Origin of the sequence: Sulfurimonas sp. (assembly GCF_034005705.1) — a bacterium.
Classification (GTDB): Bacteria; Campylobacterota; Campylobacteria; order Campylobacterales; family Sulfurimonadaceae; genus Sulfurimonas.
The window spans coordinates 1-15212 of record NZ_JAVEUF010000015.1 but is presented as its reverse complement, the minus strand read 5'-3'; the positions used below and the strand labels follow the sequence as shown (position 1 = coordinate 15212).

13 protein-coding genes and 1 tRNA gene are annotated in these 15212 nt (G+C 40.9%); 9 read left to right on the top strand and 5 right to left on the bottom strand.

From position 1 onward, the window contains the following. Window positions 1-49 precede the first annotated feature (49 nt). Both RBR61_RS08095 and murJ read right to left on the bottom strand, forming a co-directional pair. On the bottom strand, window positions 50-619 hold the full coding sequence (locus RBR61_RS08095; RefSeq protein ID WP_320343445.1) for a hypothetical protein: 570 nt from the start codon (window positions 617-619) through the stop codon (window positions 50-52). A 143-nt stretch (window positions 620-762) separates the two neighbouring features. Then, window positions 763-2169 (bottom strand): murein biosynthesis integral membrane protein MurJ, encoded by a 1407-nt coding sequence (gene murJ / locus RBR61_RS08090; protein ID WP_320343443.1) that lies wholly within the window; start codon window positions 2167-2169, stop codon window positions 763-765. 105 nt (window positions 2170-2274) lie between these two features. Between murJ and RBR61_RS08085 the strand changes: the two genes are divergently transcribed. From RBR61_RS08085 to RBR61_RS08050, 8 genes are all read left to right on the top strand, one after another. After that, window positions 2275-4179 (top strand): flagellar assembly protein A, encoded by a 1905-nt coding sequence (locus RBR61_RS08085; protein WP_320343441.1) that lies wholly within the window; start codon window positions 2275-2277, stop codon window positions 4177-4179. Then, window positions 4176-4745 (top strand): Holliday junction branch migration protein RuvA, encoded by a 570-nt coding sequence (gene ruvA, locus RBR61_RS08080; RefSeq protein ID WP_320343439.1) that lies wholly within the window; start codon window positions 4176-4178, stop codon window positions 4743-4745. Before RBR61_RS08085 ends, ruvA begins: the two co-directional genes overlap by 4 nt. 18 nt (window positions 4746-4763) lie before the next feature. Beyond that, window positions 4764-5801, top strand: coding sequence for a D-alanine--D-alanine ligase (locus RBR61_RS08075; protein WP_320343438.1), 1038 nt, complete (start codon window positions 4764-4766; stop codon window positions 5799-5801). Beyond that, entirely contained in the window at window positions 5801-6538 is a 738-nt protein-coding gene (locus RBR61_RS08070) for an alpha/beta hydrolase (protein ID WP_320343436.1), read from the top strand. Before RBR61_RS08075 ends, RBR61_RS08070 begins: the two co-directional genes overlap by 1 nt. Beyond that, window positions 6538-7983 (top strand): UDP-N-acetylmuramoyl-tripeptide--D-alanyl-D-alanine ligase, encoded by a 1446-nt coding sequence (gene murF / locus RBR61_RS08065; RefSeq protein WP_320343434.1) that lies wholly within the window; start codon window positions 6538-6540, stop codon window positions 7981-7983. Before RBR61_RS08070 ends, murF begins: the two co-directional genes overlap by 1 nt. Window positions 7984-7993: 10 nt before the next feature. Then, on the top strand, window positions 7994-8479 hold the full coding sequence (locus RBR61_RS08060) for a TRAP transporter small permease subunit (protein WP_320343432.1): 486 nt from the start codon (window positions 7994-7996) through the stop codon (window positions 8477-8479). Then, the gene (locus tag RBR61_RS08055) at window positions 8476-9759 is read left to right on the top strand and encodes a TRAP transporter large permease subunit (RefSeq protein ID WP_320343430.1); all 1284 of its coding nucleotides are present in this window, start codon (window positions 8476-8478) and stop codon (window positions 9757-9759) included. Before RBR61_RS08060 ends, RBR61_RS08055 begins: the two co-directional genes overlap by 4 nt. Before the next feature lie 98 nt (window positions 9760-9857). Then, on the top strand, window positions 9858-10349 hold the full coding sequence (locus tag RBR61_RS08050) for an HIT domain-containing protein (RefSeq protein ID WP_320343428.1): 492 nt from the start codon (window positions 9858-9860) through the stop codon (window positions 10347-10349). Here the strand turns inward: RBR61_RS08050 and RBR61_RS08045 are convergent. The 3 genes from RBR61_RS08045 to RBR61_RS08035 form a co-directional block, all read right to left on the bottom strand. Next, entirely contained in the window at window positions 10340-11761 is a 1422-nt protein-coding gene (locus tag RBR61_RS08045; protein WP_320343426.1) for a 4Fe-4S binding protein, read from the bottom strand. The genes RBR61_RS08050 and RBR61_RS08045 overlap by 10 nt on opposite strands. 8 nt (window positions 11762-11769) lie before the next feature. Beyond that, on the bottom strand, window positions 11770-13863 hold the full coding sequence (locus tag RBR61_RS08040) for a TonB-dependent receptor (protein WP_320343424.1): 2094 nt from the start codon (window positions 13861-13863) through the stop codon (window positions 11770-11772). Between the two features lie 250 nt (window positions 13864-14113). Beyond that, a tRNA-Gln gene (locus RBR61_RS08035) sits at window positions 14114-14188 on the bottom strand. 181 nt (window positions 14189-14369) lie between these two features. Between RBR61_RS08035 and RBR61_RS08030 the strand changes: the two genes are divergently transcribed. Next, on the top strand, window positions 14370-15212 hold an 843-nt coding region (locus RBR61_RS08030; protein ID WP_320343421.1), incomplete at its 3' end, for a phosphatidylglycerol lysyltransferase domain-containing protein.

Genomic DNA, 15212 nt, shown 5'->3' with positions numbered 1-15212 from the left:
GAATAGTAATTGTTGTTTGCTTTATTTTCTGAACGGTTGAGTTGAGAAATCAAAAAGCTGCCCGCGGGTTTTTGATTAGCTCCTCTGATTTGTTAGAGGCTTGGATTTCTCTTGCATCCTTACTAGCTTCTATGATTTTTTTATACTCTTGATTCCTTTTTGTAGAACCATATATTTTTTCTGCTACTTTCGTGGCAAGAGTATACTTTTGCATGATAAGACATTTGTCAATTATGTGCACATATTGGCTATTTCGCACACCTGACCCATATATATTTTGAGCTACCTCATAAGCGAATCCCGGCTTTTCTTCAGCTATTGCTAATGCAATGATTTTTATGTATTCATTATCTCGCTCAGTCGAGCCATATATTTTACCAGCAATTTCAAATAATGTTTGTAGATTTCCCAAATCAGGCTCTATAAATGATTCTTCATTTAGCTGTCTAGGCTTTTCTGTGTTATTGCTAATCTTAGTATTTATATCAAGTTTTTCTGGCTTTTGAATGACAGAAGTATTTGACTCTTTTGAAAAATATGAGTATTCAATTTGCAACAAAACAAACCCTACGAACAGCGGAGCAATAAGAATGGTTGCAATTAAACTTTTAATTGACATAATGATATTTGTACCTCTAACTATTTATTCAAACACATTATATAGATATTAACTTAAAAAAATAAAAATAACTTACATGTCAAATATGTGATAATTTTTAAAAAATCTTGTTAGCCCTTTAGACTTTTGAGAGCAAGCCGTTTTTAAATATAAACAGCTATAAAATCTTTAAAAAGCAGAAGGAGTATGGTGAGCAGTATTGAGCCGGCTATAAGGTAGATGGCATTTTTACTTATGAGAATATCAAAAAAGTTTTTTACTCCAAAAGCTTTGATGGTCATGGCAAATCCTACAAAACCGCCGATAGTTCCCGCAAGTGCCAGACCTGCGGCTCCCATTGGGGTGATGAGTGCGAGTGCGAAGACTATGTAGGATAGTAGTGAGAAGGTAGCGATTTTTGCGGCTCTCATCTGCTGTTCATTTGCGTAGAGCCAGAGCAAAAAGAGCTTTTGCAGACCTAGCGGGAGGAGTCCTATCATGTACATCTCAAGAACGGCCGCACTTTTTGATGTGTCAAGTGCGCTAAAAGAGCCTCTCTCAAAGAGCAGCCAGATTATCTCATGCGAGAGTATATAGCCGCCGATGGTGCTCGCACTCAGCAAAAACGCCAAAAACCAGAACGCACGCTGCATAAAGAGTCTTGCTTTTGCCTCATCATTATTTTTGATGTAGCGTGCAATGCTTGGAAAAAGCGCGATGGAAGTAGCAATGGCAAAGAGTGCGAGAGGGAGCTGAAATATGCGGTTGGCATAGTATAGGTAGCTGATAGAGCCTGTTGCTAAAAAAGATGCCAGAAACGTGTCTAAAAAAGCGCTCACTTGCGGAGTGGAGTTTCCCCAGATGGCAGGAAAGAACTGCTTTTTAAAGTTTGCGCTCTCCTCTTTTATCTTGGATGCTTTTGCTCCAAGATGTTTAAAACCGCTGCACAGAGGCTTTAAAAGACCAAGCTGGCGAATAGCTATGATGTGTGTTGCAAGCTGCAGTATTCCGCCGATAACGACACCGAAACTGAGATAGTAGACTATCTCTGCATCGCTTTTTTCTGAGGAGAGGTAGAGCGCTAAAATGAGAGATATATTTAAAAGCGCGGTTGAGAAAGCGGTCGTAGCAAAGTGGCGTTTGTACTGCAGCATCGCACTAAGAAAAGTTACGGCAAATATAAGGGGCAGATACCAGAAGTTTATGGCTACGTATGGCTGGGCGGTCTCGATTGTTTTTTCATCAAAGCCAACGGCAATAGCCTGTGTGGCAACTGCGGGTGCAATATTTACAAGAAGCGTTATTATAATTATAATGGAGAGAAATATTAAAAAGATGTTTGCCGAGAAAACAGACTTGTTGTTCGAGTGCGCATAAGCCGGAATAAATGCCTGCGTAAATGCGCCTTCGGCAAAGATGCGGCGAAAAAGATTCGGGAGTTTGAAAGCTACGAAAAATATGTCGCTGTAGATGTTCGCACCAAGAGCCGACGCCGTCATCAAATCTCTGAAAAATCCTAAAATCCTTGAGAATAAAATTCCGAAACTATTGGTGAAAATTGCTTTGAACATGGGCTTCTTTTGGAGTTAAGTATTACTTTTACGAAAGTTTAACAAATATTTGATTAAAATGGAGAGTTTAATTTTAAAAAAAAATAAATTGGGTAGATAAAAAGTATGGCACTATTTGGTTCAAGCACTAAGACAGAACAGTTACCAAAAACGATCCGTCCCACCGTCGTAAAAACTGGGAATGTTGCCAAAGAGATATTAGAGCTGGCAAAGAGAAACGGCGTTAGTCCTGCAAGCTTGGACTTTGACATCTTAGAAGTTGAGACATATACAAGAACAAACAAAGAGAAGATGGAGTCTGACTGGGAAGAGGCGAGTGTTGAAGAGCTCCACAAACTAGATGATGCCACCGAGATACTAAACCACCTTTTTGAGATAAAGCAGGTTTACGAGATCGAGATATACTCCAAAGAAGAGAACAGCATATTTAAAGATTTTCACGCCGCTGTTGGAGCAAATGCCACAAAGTGCAAAATATACCTGAGCATAAAAGCAGGCTCGCAGGTACTCACAAGCCCGAGATTTGAAGACGAATTTTTAAACTACATAAACAAGAGCAAGATAAGAGCGGGCATACTGGTAAACATCTTTGACGAGATGGTAAAGGATGTCGTCTCAAGAGTCTCCGCACTTGCCAAAGTAGACGGTATTATAAAATATGACAAGAACCAGACCATACTCATCGCAGACGCGTACGAGCCTACTCCGACAATAAACGATCAGCTTATAACACACTATGATAAAGAGGTCGAGACAAACCACAATGACCGCGTAGACTACTCAAAAAGAGGCTTTATTCACAGTGTCTTAGACGGTGATATTTTAATGGAGTATATAAAACCGAAAAAAGGAAAAGCTGGCAGAAACTGCCGCGGAGAGTTTTTGGAGCCGCCCGAGCCTGAAGTAAACCATGCACCGGATTTTAACGTTGATGATACCATAGAGGTAATAGAGAACAAAGAGAACATAATCTACAAAGCAAAAGCAAGCGGCTATATCAGCATGGAGGGAAATACCTACCAGATAAAATCAGAGATGGATGTGGGGGAGATAAGCTTTAAGACAACGGGTTCTATCTCTACGGGGCTTGATTCTGATGTTTCAATAAGCGTAAAAGAGAACGACTCACAAAAAGATGCCATCGGAAACGGTATGGAGGTCGAGGTCAGCGAGATAGATATAAAAGGGAACGTAGGTCCAAACGCAAAAGTAAGAGCCAACAGAGCGACCATAGAGGGGCAGACCCACAAATCATCGCATATCAAAGCAAACGACCTGACCATAAATGTGCATAAAGGCACTGCGGTTGGCGACAATATCAAGATAACAAGGCTTGAACACGGCATAGTAGAGGGTAAAAAAGTAGAGATAGTCCAAGCGGTAGGCGGAAATATCAGGGCAAAAGATATAGACATTGGCATATGTGCATCATATGTAAAAGCCACGGCATCAAGATATATTGAGATAAAAAAGCTTCAAGGAAGCGAAAATGTCTTCACCATCGACCCTCTCTTGCAAAAAGATAAAAAAGAGGGATTCGGTGAGAACCAAGATGAGATAAACCAGCTTAGAACAAGCGTGGAAGAGATAAAAAAAGAGGTAGAGAAGTATAAAAAGCTCGTAAAAGACAATACTGCCTCATTTAACGATGTCAAAAAAAGGTTGATGCACTATAAGCAAAACGGCATAAAGATGCCTGCCGCATTCTTGACAAAGTACAAGCAGTTTCACAAAGCTCAGGAACATCTGGATAATATTACGAACGAATATAAGGTGAAAAACGACAAGCTCCTTCTTTTGACCACGAAGACAGCATCTTTTCAGGATAATATAACTGATGCAAGAATTATAAACAGAGATAGATGGGTCGGGCATAACGAGCTTATATTTAAACTTGTAGAACCGCCGATAGAGCTTAGTTATAAGCCTGCGGAGGACTCTATGGAGAAGATATTCGCAGTTGTTGAGACTGATGATGGAGTGTTTGAGATACAGGCGGTAAAAGAGTGATAGTAGGTTTAAGAGGAAATATAATATATAAAGAGCCGTCGTTTGTACATATCGAGGTCTCTGGAGTGGTTTATGAGGTGTTTATATCTCTGCAGAGTTTCTCTGCCATAAGAGGCGATGAGGTAAAGCTTTTTACTTCACATATCATAAGAGAAGACGCTCAGCTTCTTTACGGTTTTATGGAACTTAGCGAGAAGAAGCTTTTTGAGAGGCTTATAAAGATAAACGGAGTGGGTCCAAAGGTAGCAATGGCGATATGTTCGACATATACGCCTGCACAGTTTGGAGTTATTATAAACAACAAAGATATGAACGGTGTTAAAAAGGTTCCGGGCATAGGACCGAAAAGTGCGGGGCGTATATTAGTCGAGCTTAGTGGTTTTGATGCACAGCTTGCTTCATCACAGAGCGAAGAGACGAACAGCTCTTTCAATCAGGCAAGCGAAGCTTTGGAGTCACTAGGATTTAAAAAAGAGAAGATATCAGACGCTCTTAGCAAGTGTGACCTAAGCGGCGACACTGCTTCGCTTGTAAAAGAGGCTTTGAAGCTTCTAAAAACAATTTAATTATTAAGGAAATATAGATTGAAATTAACTATTTTATTCGGAGGCGCTAGTTTCGAGCACGAGATCAGCATAGTGAGCGCTATAACTTTAAAAGAGAAACTTGTAAGTTTTAACTTGACTTTTATTTTTTGTGATCAGGACCATACTTTTTATCTTATAGATGCCTCAAAGATGAAGGCTACAACCTTCTCTAAGGGCGAGTACAAAAAGATGCCAAAACTTACGCTCTCAAGCGGTGCATTTGTTCAAAAGGGAGTATTCTCTTCGGTTGAGCACAGCTCTACGGTTTTAAACCTTATTCACGGAGCTGACGGTGAAGACGGCTCTATTGCCGCACTTTTGGACTTTTTCTCCGTAAAATATATCGGTCCGCGCATAGACGCAAGCATATTTTCATACGATAAACGATACACAAAGTGGTTCTGCAATGCCAGAGGAATCAAAAGCTTGAAGTATGAAGAACTGAGCCTAAAAGAGCACAATAATATAAAAATCCCGTATCCTATCATAGTGAAGCCTTCACGTCTTGGAAGTTCAATAGGTGTAAGTATCGTTAAAGAGGAGAGTGAGCTTGACTATGCGCTTGATAGCGCATTTGAGTTTGACACAAGAGTAATAGTAGAGCCTTTTTTACAGGGAGTCAAAGAGTATAATCTTGCAGGATTTGGTGCAGATGGGAAGATGCACTTCTCAATAGTCGAAGAGCCTCAAAAAAATGAGTTTTTGGATTTTGAAAAAAAATATATGGACTTCTCAAGAAGCTCACAGGTTTTAAAAGCGGAGATTTCAAAAGAGCTTGAGTCGAAGCTAAAGACGAATTTTGAGAAAGTATATAAAGGGATGTTTGAGGGCGCTCTTATCAGATGCGACTTTTTTGTCGTTGATGGAGAAGTCTATTTAAATGAGATAAACCCTATCCCCGGCTCTATGGCAAACTACCTTTTTGAGGATTTCGCCCAATCTTTAGAGCTTTTGGCAAACTCTCTTCCGCACGCAAAAAGAGCAAGAGTAAACTATGAGTATATCCACTCGATCTCTAAAGCAAAAGGGAAATAATGGCTATAAAGTCAATACAGTTCCAACAGCACACTTTCGATATAAGTTATGAGATCATAAACCCTCAGGCAAAAGTAGATTTGATAATACTGCACGGATGGGGAAGCAACAAAGAGTTGATGAAAAAAGCGTTTTCGCCATATATGGACAGTTTTCGCCACATCTATATTGACCTGCCGGGATTCGGCAACTCTACATGCAATATGGCGCTTCAGACAAAAGATTATGCAAGAATAGTGGAACTTTTAATGATCCATCTAAACGCTTCTAAAGATATTATTCTTGGACACTCTTTCGGCGGTAAAGTCGCTCTTCTTCTTGAGCCTCAGGTTTTGGTTCTCGTTGCAAGTGCAGGAATTTATAGATCAAAATCACTTAAAGTAAGAACAAAGATCACACTATTTAAGCTCTTAAAACAGCTTGGGCTTACAAAGTTTAGAGAGTTTTTTGTAGCGGATGACGCTAAAAAATTAAGTGAGCCGATGTATCAGACGTTCAAAAATGTGGTTGATGAGGATTTCTCCAAAGAGTTTGCATCTTTTGGAGGAAAAACGCTCCTTTGCTGGGGAGTAAACGATACGGCAACGCCTCTTAGCAGTGCGAAAAAAATAGACAAACTTGTAAAAGATTCTTCTCTTATAACTTATGAGGGCGATCACTACTTCTTTTTGAATCACGCAAAAGATGTGGCACAAAACATAGAAAAAACTTTTTTAAAAACACTGGAGCATAAATAATGCAGGATTATGAAATGTTTATAGCATTCGTTACAAACGTTCTTTTTGTAACGGTTTTGGGATGGTATCTCATAACAAATCTTCAGTGGTATGACTATAGGCTCTCTCGCGTAGTTCTAAAACACCATAAGCCGCACTGGCATATCATCTACATTTTCATCCCTTTTATAGCTTACTACACGACCGGCAAGTTTTTTATAATATTCTTCTTTTTTGCAGTTCTGCCTGCGATGTTTTTGTGGTATAAGCGTTTGGATAAAAAGCTGATACTCACATGGAGAGTGAAGAGATTTCTCATCCTTCTCGTCTCTTTGACCCTTTTTCAAAATATGCTATGCACCGTAAAAGAGGCGTGTGAGGTCTACGGCGTATTTATGCCTCTTTTTATAGCTTACATAGGAAGCTGGGCAATAGAGAGATTTCTTTTTGAGGCGTTTAAAAAAGAGGCGCGCAAAAAACTCCAAAGTATGCCAAAGCTGCAGATCATAGCTATTACCGGAAGTTACGGAAAGACAAGTACTAAAAACTTCGTGTATGAGTGTCTAAGCAAAAAGTACAGAGTCTATGCGACTCCCAGAAGCGTGAATACTCTTGGCGGCATAGTTAAAGATATAAACGAGTCTCTGCCGTTAGATACAGAGATATATGTATGTGAGGCAGGTGCCAGAGAGCAGGGCGATATCTACGATATAACAACCTTTTTGGAGCCTCAGGTCGTAGTCGTCGGCAAAGTGGGACTTGCGCACATAGAGTACTTTAAGAGCCTGCAAAATATTATTGCGACCAAGTTGGAGATCATGAAGTCTCCAAGACTGCAGTGCGCTTTTATACACACCTCTGTGACAGACGAGCCTCATGAAAAGGTCACCTTTTTCGGAGATGAGATTCAAAACGTGAATGCAACTCTGGATGGAACGGACTTTGATATGGTCTTAAACGACGAGACCCTTCATCTTCATACCGATGTACTTGGCGCATTTCAGACTATCAATATTGCAGCGGCTGTTCATATTGCCAAAACATTTGATATGAGCGACGATGAGATAGTAGAAGCAGTAAGAAGCTTGAAGCTGGTCGAGCACAGACTGCAGATGATAAAAGCTGGCGGAAAGCTAATTCTTGACGACGGATATAACGGCAATATAGACGGGATGCTTGAGGCAGTGAGGCTCTGCTCGCTGCATGAGGGCAGAAAAGTCATAGTCACTCCAGGTCTTGTCGAGAGCAGTGACGAGTTAAACCTAAGGCTTATAGAGGCTATAAACGACGTTTTTGAGATAGCTATTGTCACAGGCTCTTTAAACTCTGAGCTCTTTGACAAGAACCTCAAAGTCAAAAATAAGATAATGCTGCATGACAAATCTAAGATCCAAGAGCTTCTGGCGCATCAGACAAGAGCAGGGGACATCATACTCTTTGCCAACGATGCACCGAATTTCATATAAGTAAAAAGAAGTGAAGTATATAGACGCGACCATAAAATATCTCGGCTACTTTACGGCTTTTGTCGTTGCTTTGCTTGTTTTGCTGGTTGTCTATGATGCTACGGTACGCTATCTTTTCTCAGGCGGCTCTGTCGCGCTTCAAGAGCTTGAGTGGCACCTCTTTGACATAGTGATCCTCTTTGGCATAGTCTATGCATTAAGAGAGAGCGCTCATGTGAGGGTGGATATATTTTACGTCTCATTTTCGCAAAAGACAAAAGCGCTCATCAACATCCTGGCTTCCCTCTTTTTTGTACTTCCGTTTTCGTTTCTCATAATCTACATAGGAGTAGATTTTGTAAGCATGAGCTATCTTCAAAACGAAGCATCTTCAAATCCGGGCGGATTGGAGTATAGGTTCTTGGTAAAATCTCTTATGCCTCTCTCATTCGCATTTTTATCACTTCAAGCCCTGAGAGATGCCAAAACAAACTTTGATGCATGGAGGTCGCTATGATATCCATGCTGATGTTTATAGTGGTTTTGGCACTACTAATGGTAGGAATTCCTGTCGCTTTTGTCTTTGGAACCGTGGCCATCGCTTTTGCCTTTTTGATTCCGGAACTCGGCTTTGACGTCTTTTCGGTTCTGCCGTTTCGCATCTACGGGATAATGTCAAACACGACTTTGATGGCTGTTCCGCTTTTTATAGCTATGGGCTTGGTGCTTGAGAAGTCGCTTATGGCTGAAAAACTGTTAGTTGCCATGAGCTCTGCATTTCGAACCGTTCGCGGAGGTTTAGCTGTCAGTGTCGTGCTTGTAGGCGCGCTTCTGGCGGCTTCGACGGGAGTTGTATCTGCAAGCGTTGTTATGATGAGCGTTATTGCGCTTCCGCTTATGCTTCGTGCAGGGTATGACAAAGGTCTTGCTTCGGGAACAATAGCCTCTAGCGGAACACTTGGGCAGATCATACCGCCCTCTATTATTCTTATTATTTTGGGTGATGTTATGAGCGTTAGTGTCGGCGAGCTCTTTATGGGAGCAGTTTTGCCTGGGCTTGTTCTGGTCGGTCTCTACATCATCTACATATTGATATTTTCCTACCTTAAGCCCGAAGCCGCACCCGTTGCAAAAAACGTAAAAGAGGTGAGTGTTAGAGAGATAATCGCAGCGATCGTTCCGCCTATGCTTCTGATGATATCAGTTCTTGGGAGTATCTTTGCGGGCATAGCGTCTCCTACGGAATCGGCTGCATTTGGGGTTATAGGCGCACTTCTGCTCTCTGCATATAACCGCTCTCTTAACTTTGAGATGCTCAAATACGCAACGCTGGGCAGTGTAAAGCTAAGCGGTATGATCTTTATGATACTAATCGGAGCAACGGCTTTTTCGCTTGTTTTTAACGAACTCGGCGGTAGTGATCTTATACTTGAGTTTTTCTCTCAAGACATAGGCGATGTCTGGATATTTATAGCGGTTGCCATGATAAGCATATTTATACTCGGCTTTTTTATAGATTTTATAGAGATAAGTTTTATCATCGTTCCCATCCTAGTGCCTGTTATGCACGCATTTGGGATAGACCCTGTCTGGTTTGCTATACTTATCGCCCTAAATCTGCAAGCCTCGTTTCTTACTCCGCCATTTGGACTCTCGCTCTTCTTTTTAAAGGGAGCCGCAGGTGATAGCATAAAGACTATGGAGATATACAGAGGTATAATACCGTTCATACTGCTTCAATTTGCGGCATTGGGATTAGTTATGTTGTTCCCTGATCTTGTTTTTGCATTTATTTGATTTTAACGCAAAAGGAAGTAAATTCCTTTTTGCTACGCTGGCCGCTTTGGCACTAAAGCTTGCCTTGAGAAAGGCAGAGATTTTTAAAAAGGGTTAAGATGAAAGATATTTTATACGCGCCGTGGCGTGATGAGTATGTTACGAACAAAAAGATAGATGGCTGCGTATTTTGCCACATAAGTTCTCACGAGAGGGATGATGAGGAGCTGCATGTGCTTCACAGGGATGAGCACTGTTTTATAGTGATGAACCTCTATCCGTACACTCCCGGGCATTTTATGATAATCCCTCATCTTCATACTGACAAACTCGAAGAGCTTCCAAGCGAGACCTGGCTTCATATGAGCGATCTGGCGCAAAAGAGCGTGCGTCTTTTAAAAGAGGGGTTCTGCGCTCACGGAGTAAATATCGGGATGAATCTTGGAGAAGTGGCAGGTGCGGGGATAGCCGAGCATATCCACCTGCATATCGTTCCAAGATGGGAGAGAGACACGAACTTTATAACTTCCGTTGCAAATAATCGGGTCTACTCAACCGACTTTGAGAAGATATACAAGACGATAAAAGAGCTTATCCCACGCTATTTATGAGTTTGAACAACCTGTGCATGAGAGTGCTTTTTTGCACCGTAAGTCTTAAAAGCGTACCCTTTATAAACATTGAGCCATAGGTAAAATATGATCAGGCTTGATGCAAACAGAAAAGCCAAAGCTTTAGCCGTTTTTGATGCGGTGAAAAAATTAACCCTTTTTGCCATTATTATAAATGCCCATACAATTGCTATATAGTTCATAACGCCAAATATTTTGATCCAAGGATCTTTTCTTGTTGCAAGCGGTTCTATTTCGCCTCCTGAGATAAAAAAGCCCTGCATAAACCCGTTTGCAATATCGCTGTAGTGGTGGACAAAGAAGAATTCATATGTATGAGATAGTCCGCCTATAATAAATATGGGAGCAAACGCGTACCCAAGAGTGTAAAATACCTTGCTAAACTCCTCTTTTAAAAATTTTGATGCCATAAACATACCTAAGTAGACCAGTGAGAAGGTAATTAAGAGTGCGAGAAAAAGGGCGCTAATGCCTATATAATCAAGTCCAATAATGCCTATCTTCTCCTCCAGGAACACTCCCATCTTTGACCAGATAAACTCATCCGCGATCGCTAAGCGTCCAAGTGCGTGATGAAACGACATAGTAACGGTAATAGCCGCTGTTATGAGTATGAACGCCCAAACTTCCGCTTTTTTAATTTGAAAGTTTTTAAAGAGCGACTCGGAGGGTTTTACAAGTTTAAAACTGACCGCTTCGCAGGCGCTGCTGCAGTCCATACATAAGGTGCAGTCGGTCATCTCTCCTCTTTTGTCAAACGTAAAAGGCTTCAGGTTGTACGAACAGGCGTCCGCACACTCAAAAGTAGTGCAATCTTTACAGCTCTCGCTGTAGGTTCCAAGCTTTGTAAATGATATCTTGGAAAATCCACGCATTACCGTGCCTATCGGGCATATCGATTTGCAGTAGCTCATATCGCTGTAGATGTCGAAAAATATGACGGCGATGAGTGTAAGCACTATAAAAAAGATCGCAGTTGCCAAAGGAGTTTTATAGGCAGCAGGGTATATATAATAAACTACCCAAAAGCCGATAAGAAGCAGAGATATGCCTATAAACGGATTTGCAAGGGCTTTTGGCATCTTTTTTTTAAGACCGAATTTTGTTATATACTTCCCTATAAATCCGTGCGGGCAGATCCCGCAGAAGACCCTGCCGAATGTAGATAGTGTTACAACTATAAAGAGAGGCCAAAAGAGCGACCAGAAGAGTGCAGTCGTAAAGATGTTCTCCTCTTTTGAGGGATAGATGATACCAAACACTATTGCGTAGACAAAGAGCGCTAAAACAGAGAATTGCAGAGCTCTTATGAACATCTTGTCCTTAAACAAAAATCCCAAAAGAGGGATGCCGTAAATATCGTTATTGTCTCTTTTTTGATAATGAACCATTTTCTCTCCTAAAACTTATAGCTGTATGTAAGCATCCCGCTGATAGGGGCAGCCGCTTTGTATGATTCGTTGCCATAGACATCTTTTAGAGCTTCCATCGCGTAGTATTCGTTTGTGATGTTTCTTATGTTGAGCTGGATGTTGTGCGCTTTATGTTCATAGCCAAGCATTAGGTCTGTCACAAACTTGTACCCCTCATATTTTTGCGTATTTGCGTTGTCCATGTAGTAGCTGCCCCACGTTTTTGTGGTAACTCTTGATTTAAAACCGTTTGAGAGATTGAGTGTCGCAAACACAGAGTACTGGTTCTTTGGTATGTATGGCAGATAGTTGCCGTCTCTTGAAACCAGAGAACCTGCCACTGACTCGTTGAACGTCACAAATTTAAAATCGCTGTATGCGTAAGAGCCGCCAACACTGACTTGCTTGTTTATGGCATACAGAGCGTTAAACTCCAACCCTCTTTTTTTTGTTTTCCCCGCATTGTCGTAGATGGAGTCTCCGTTAGCATCTCTGATCTGGATGATCTCGTCATCAACAATATTCTCATAAAGCGCTAGATCATAAGATATGTTTTCTGCTCTGGTCTTTACTCCTACTTCATAGTTTATACTAGTAGATTTGTCCAGAGATTGGTTCTCAGAGAGCTCGCTTGTAGTGGGAGCCTGATTTGCCGTTGCAACCGATATGTAAGCATTTGTATTGTCTGTTATTTTATAAACCGCACCCACTTTTGCTGAAAACAGAGTGTAAGACTTGTCAATGTTATAAAGGCCTATGCCTGCAACATAGTTTTTTGCACTGTAGCTGTAATCAGTTATCTGGTTTCCGCTTATGTCAAAGCTTAGTTTGTCTACTCTTGAGCTAAAATCCAGAGTTATATCTTTTGTGGGAGAGAACGTCTCCATAAGGTAAGCGCCGAAGAGCGTAGTCGTACTATCTTCGGTGCTTGCCAGATCGCCTTTGTTGTTCGATAGCGTCTCGCTTATATATGGTGTGAACGGCCATGAAGTAGAGGGTAATACTATATAGTCTGCATATTCATACTTTTTAGAATCTTTTGTTATGTCTGCTTTTAGCGTTACGCCTGCGACCAAAACGGCTCCTTCGTCAAAGAGGTTGTGATTATAGTTAAGCTCAAGGTCTGTTCCGTAGACTTTGTTGTCATCACTCTCGTTTATTATCCCGCTTACAGGGTGAAAATGCTCCCAGGCGTTAAAATAGACCCTTGGTTTGTATACTATGTCTCCCACCTCTTTTTCATATCTTGTGTTTATGGAGAATATCTTGGAGTCTCTCGCGCTATGCTGCCACTGGTAGCTTGTGTCATGCTGTGTTCCAGTGCTCTTGAAAGTTTCAAACTCTTCAGCCGTCATAGAACCGGGAATATTCATATTTGATTCCGTATAGGAAAATTCACTCTCTACTATGGAGTCGTCTTGAAAGATATGACCGTATTTTATGGTCGCTTGAGTGGAGTCGAACTCGTTGTTGTCTCTCCAGCTGTTCTCGATCTCTCTTCTGCTTATGGTTGCTGAGATAAAATCATTCTCGCTCAGTTCGCCTCTTACTTTGAGGTTTATATTTTTCTGCCCGTCATCGCCTATGCCTATTTTTACTCTGTTCTTATCCTCTTGAAAAACAGACTTTGTTACAAGCTGTATAACGCCGCCTGTAGCATTTACGGCATTGATTGAGCCGGGTCCTTTTTGCACCTCTACGCTGAGGACGTCTTGCATATCTATAAAATCAAATCTTGTAAAAGAGTCAGGGTCGGTCAAAGGCACGCCGTCTTTCATAACCATTATCTCTCTTACACCGTATCTCGCCTTTAGCCCGGCACCTCTGATGATAAGCCTTGGACTTGGAGAGTTCGTAGATGACTCTGCATTGACACCGGGGATGTTCTCTATCGCTTCTTGTATGTTTAAGATGTTTTTGTCTTCTATGGTCTTTTCATCTACAACGGCAATTGATTGGGAGATATCCTTCGTAGCGGTTGATACTTTTGTTGCTGTTACACTGATGGAGTCAAGGCTTACTTCTTGAGCATGGATGGATGAGATTGCAAGCAGAGCAGCTAGCGAATATTTTACTTTCATATCTTTCCTTAGTTATTTAAATTAAATGAATTATTAAAAATTTAACTAAGGAGTGTTAATTTTGTATTAAAAATGTCAACAAATTGTCATTTTGTTGTCACAATGTAGTGATTTTGTATGAGAATAGTTACTTTTTAGATTTTAGTATGAAGTAAAAGAGTACGGCTATCGTGACAAAAACAAGAGTTCTTATGATTATGGTGGTTGAATCTAGAGTTTCCATCGGCAGTCTTTTTGTGTAGATAGTGTGTGGATGGGGTAGAGGGATTCGAACCCCCGAGTGACTGGACCAAAACCAGTTGCCTTACCGCTTGGCGATACCCCAACATTTGAAATGTCGGCTTTAAAACGGTTGGAATTATAAATATACTCCCCTTACAACACACTTAATTATTTTATAAAAACCCCAAAATATGCCCTTTAAAAGGGGTGAAAAAATAGCAGTTGCAAATGGTGAAAAAAGATGTATGATTTCATTATAATTTATGGATTTAAGGAGATTATGCATGGGAAGTTTAACTGTAAACAAACAGAAATTAAAACGATTTACAATAGCTACAAAGCCTGTTATGGAGGAGTATTTGGCAAAGATGGATGTAGATCTTAGCGACTATACATTTGCCGCCAATTTTATCTGGCTGGCTAACAGCAGCGGATTTTACGCAGTTATAAATAAGTGTTTTTGCCTCTTCGTTATGACGGGCGGTGAGCTTACCATGCTTCTGCCTCCTTTGGGAAAGAAAAAAAATATCACTGATGCCATTATCAGCTGTTTTAAGATCATGAACACTAACAACTCATCTCCATACTACTCCCGTATAGATTATGTTCAATCTTCCATGCTTGAGGAGTTCGTACAAAACAGTGATGAAGCGCAAAGCATGTTTGAGATGCTTGAGTCGTACCTGGTCGAGAAAAAGCTTGTAGATTATGTTTATGAAGCGGCTGCGCTTATAGAGCTGCGCGGAAACAGTTACCACACGAAAAGAACCGAGATCAACAAATTTATGAAGTCCTATCCTGATTATGTTATTGAACAGTTAGACAGCGTAAAACATAAAGATGAGATCATGCATCTATTTAACAAGTGGGTATCCGACAGGGTCAAGTATATGCCAAAAGAGGAGGCGGAACACTTCCTAGAGGGTATTCATCAGGAGAGGCATGCGGTAAAGCAGATGCTCAAATATTACGAAGAGCTCTCTTTGATAGGTTTGGTCATCTACATAAACGGAGAGCTCAAGGGCTTTACGGTCGGCGAGAGGATAAACAAAGATACTGCAACGGTTATTATTGAAAAAACAGACTTCGAGATATTGGGATGTGCCCAGTTTATCTTTAGAGAAGAT

Bases quoted from the DNA above. Each gene is read 5' to 3' on its own strand.
- RBR61_RS08095 (WP_320343445.1), bottom strand. From the start codon at position 619: ATGTCAATTAAAAGTTTAATTGCAACCATTCTTATTGCTCCGCTGTTC.
- murJ (WP_320343443.1), bottom strand. From the start codon at position 2,169: ATGTTCAAAGCAATTTTCACCAATAGTTTCGGAATTTTATTCTCAAGG.
- RBR61_RS08085 (WP_320343441.1), top strand. From the start codon at position 2,275: ATGGCACTATTTGGTTCAAGCACTAAGACAGAACAGTTACCAAAAACG.
- RBR61_RS08070 (WP_320343436.1), top strand. From the start codon at position 5,801: ATGGCTATAAAGTCAATACAGTTCCAACAGCACACTTTCGATATAAGT.
- murF (WP_320343434.1), top strand. From the start codon at position 6,538: ATGCAGGATTATGAAATGTTTATAGCATTCGTTACAAACGTTCTTTTT.
- RBR61_RS08055 (WP_320343430.1), top strand. From the start codon at position 8,476: ATGATATCCATGCTGATGTTTATAGTGGTTTTGGCACTACTAATGGTA.
- RBR61_RS08050 (WP_320343428.1), top strand. From the start codon at position 9,858: ATGAAAGATATTTTATACGCGCCGTGGCGTGATGAGTATGTTACGAAC.
- RBR61_RS08045 (WP_320343426.1), bottom strand. From the start codon at position 11,761: ATGGTTCATTATCAAAAAAGAGACAATAACGATATTTACGGCATCCCT.
- RBR61_RS08040 (WP_320343424.1), bottom strand. From the start codon at position 13,863: ATGAAAGTAAAATATTCGCTAGCTGCTCTGCTTGCAATCTCATCCATC.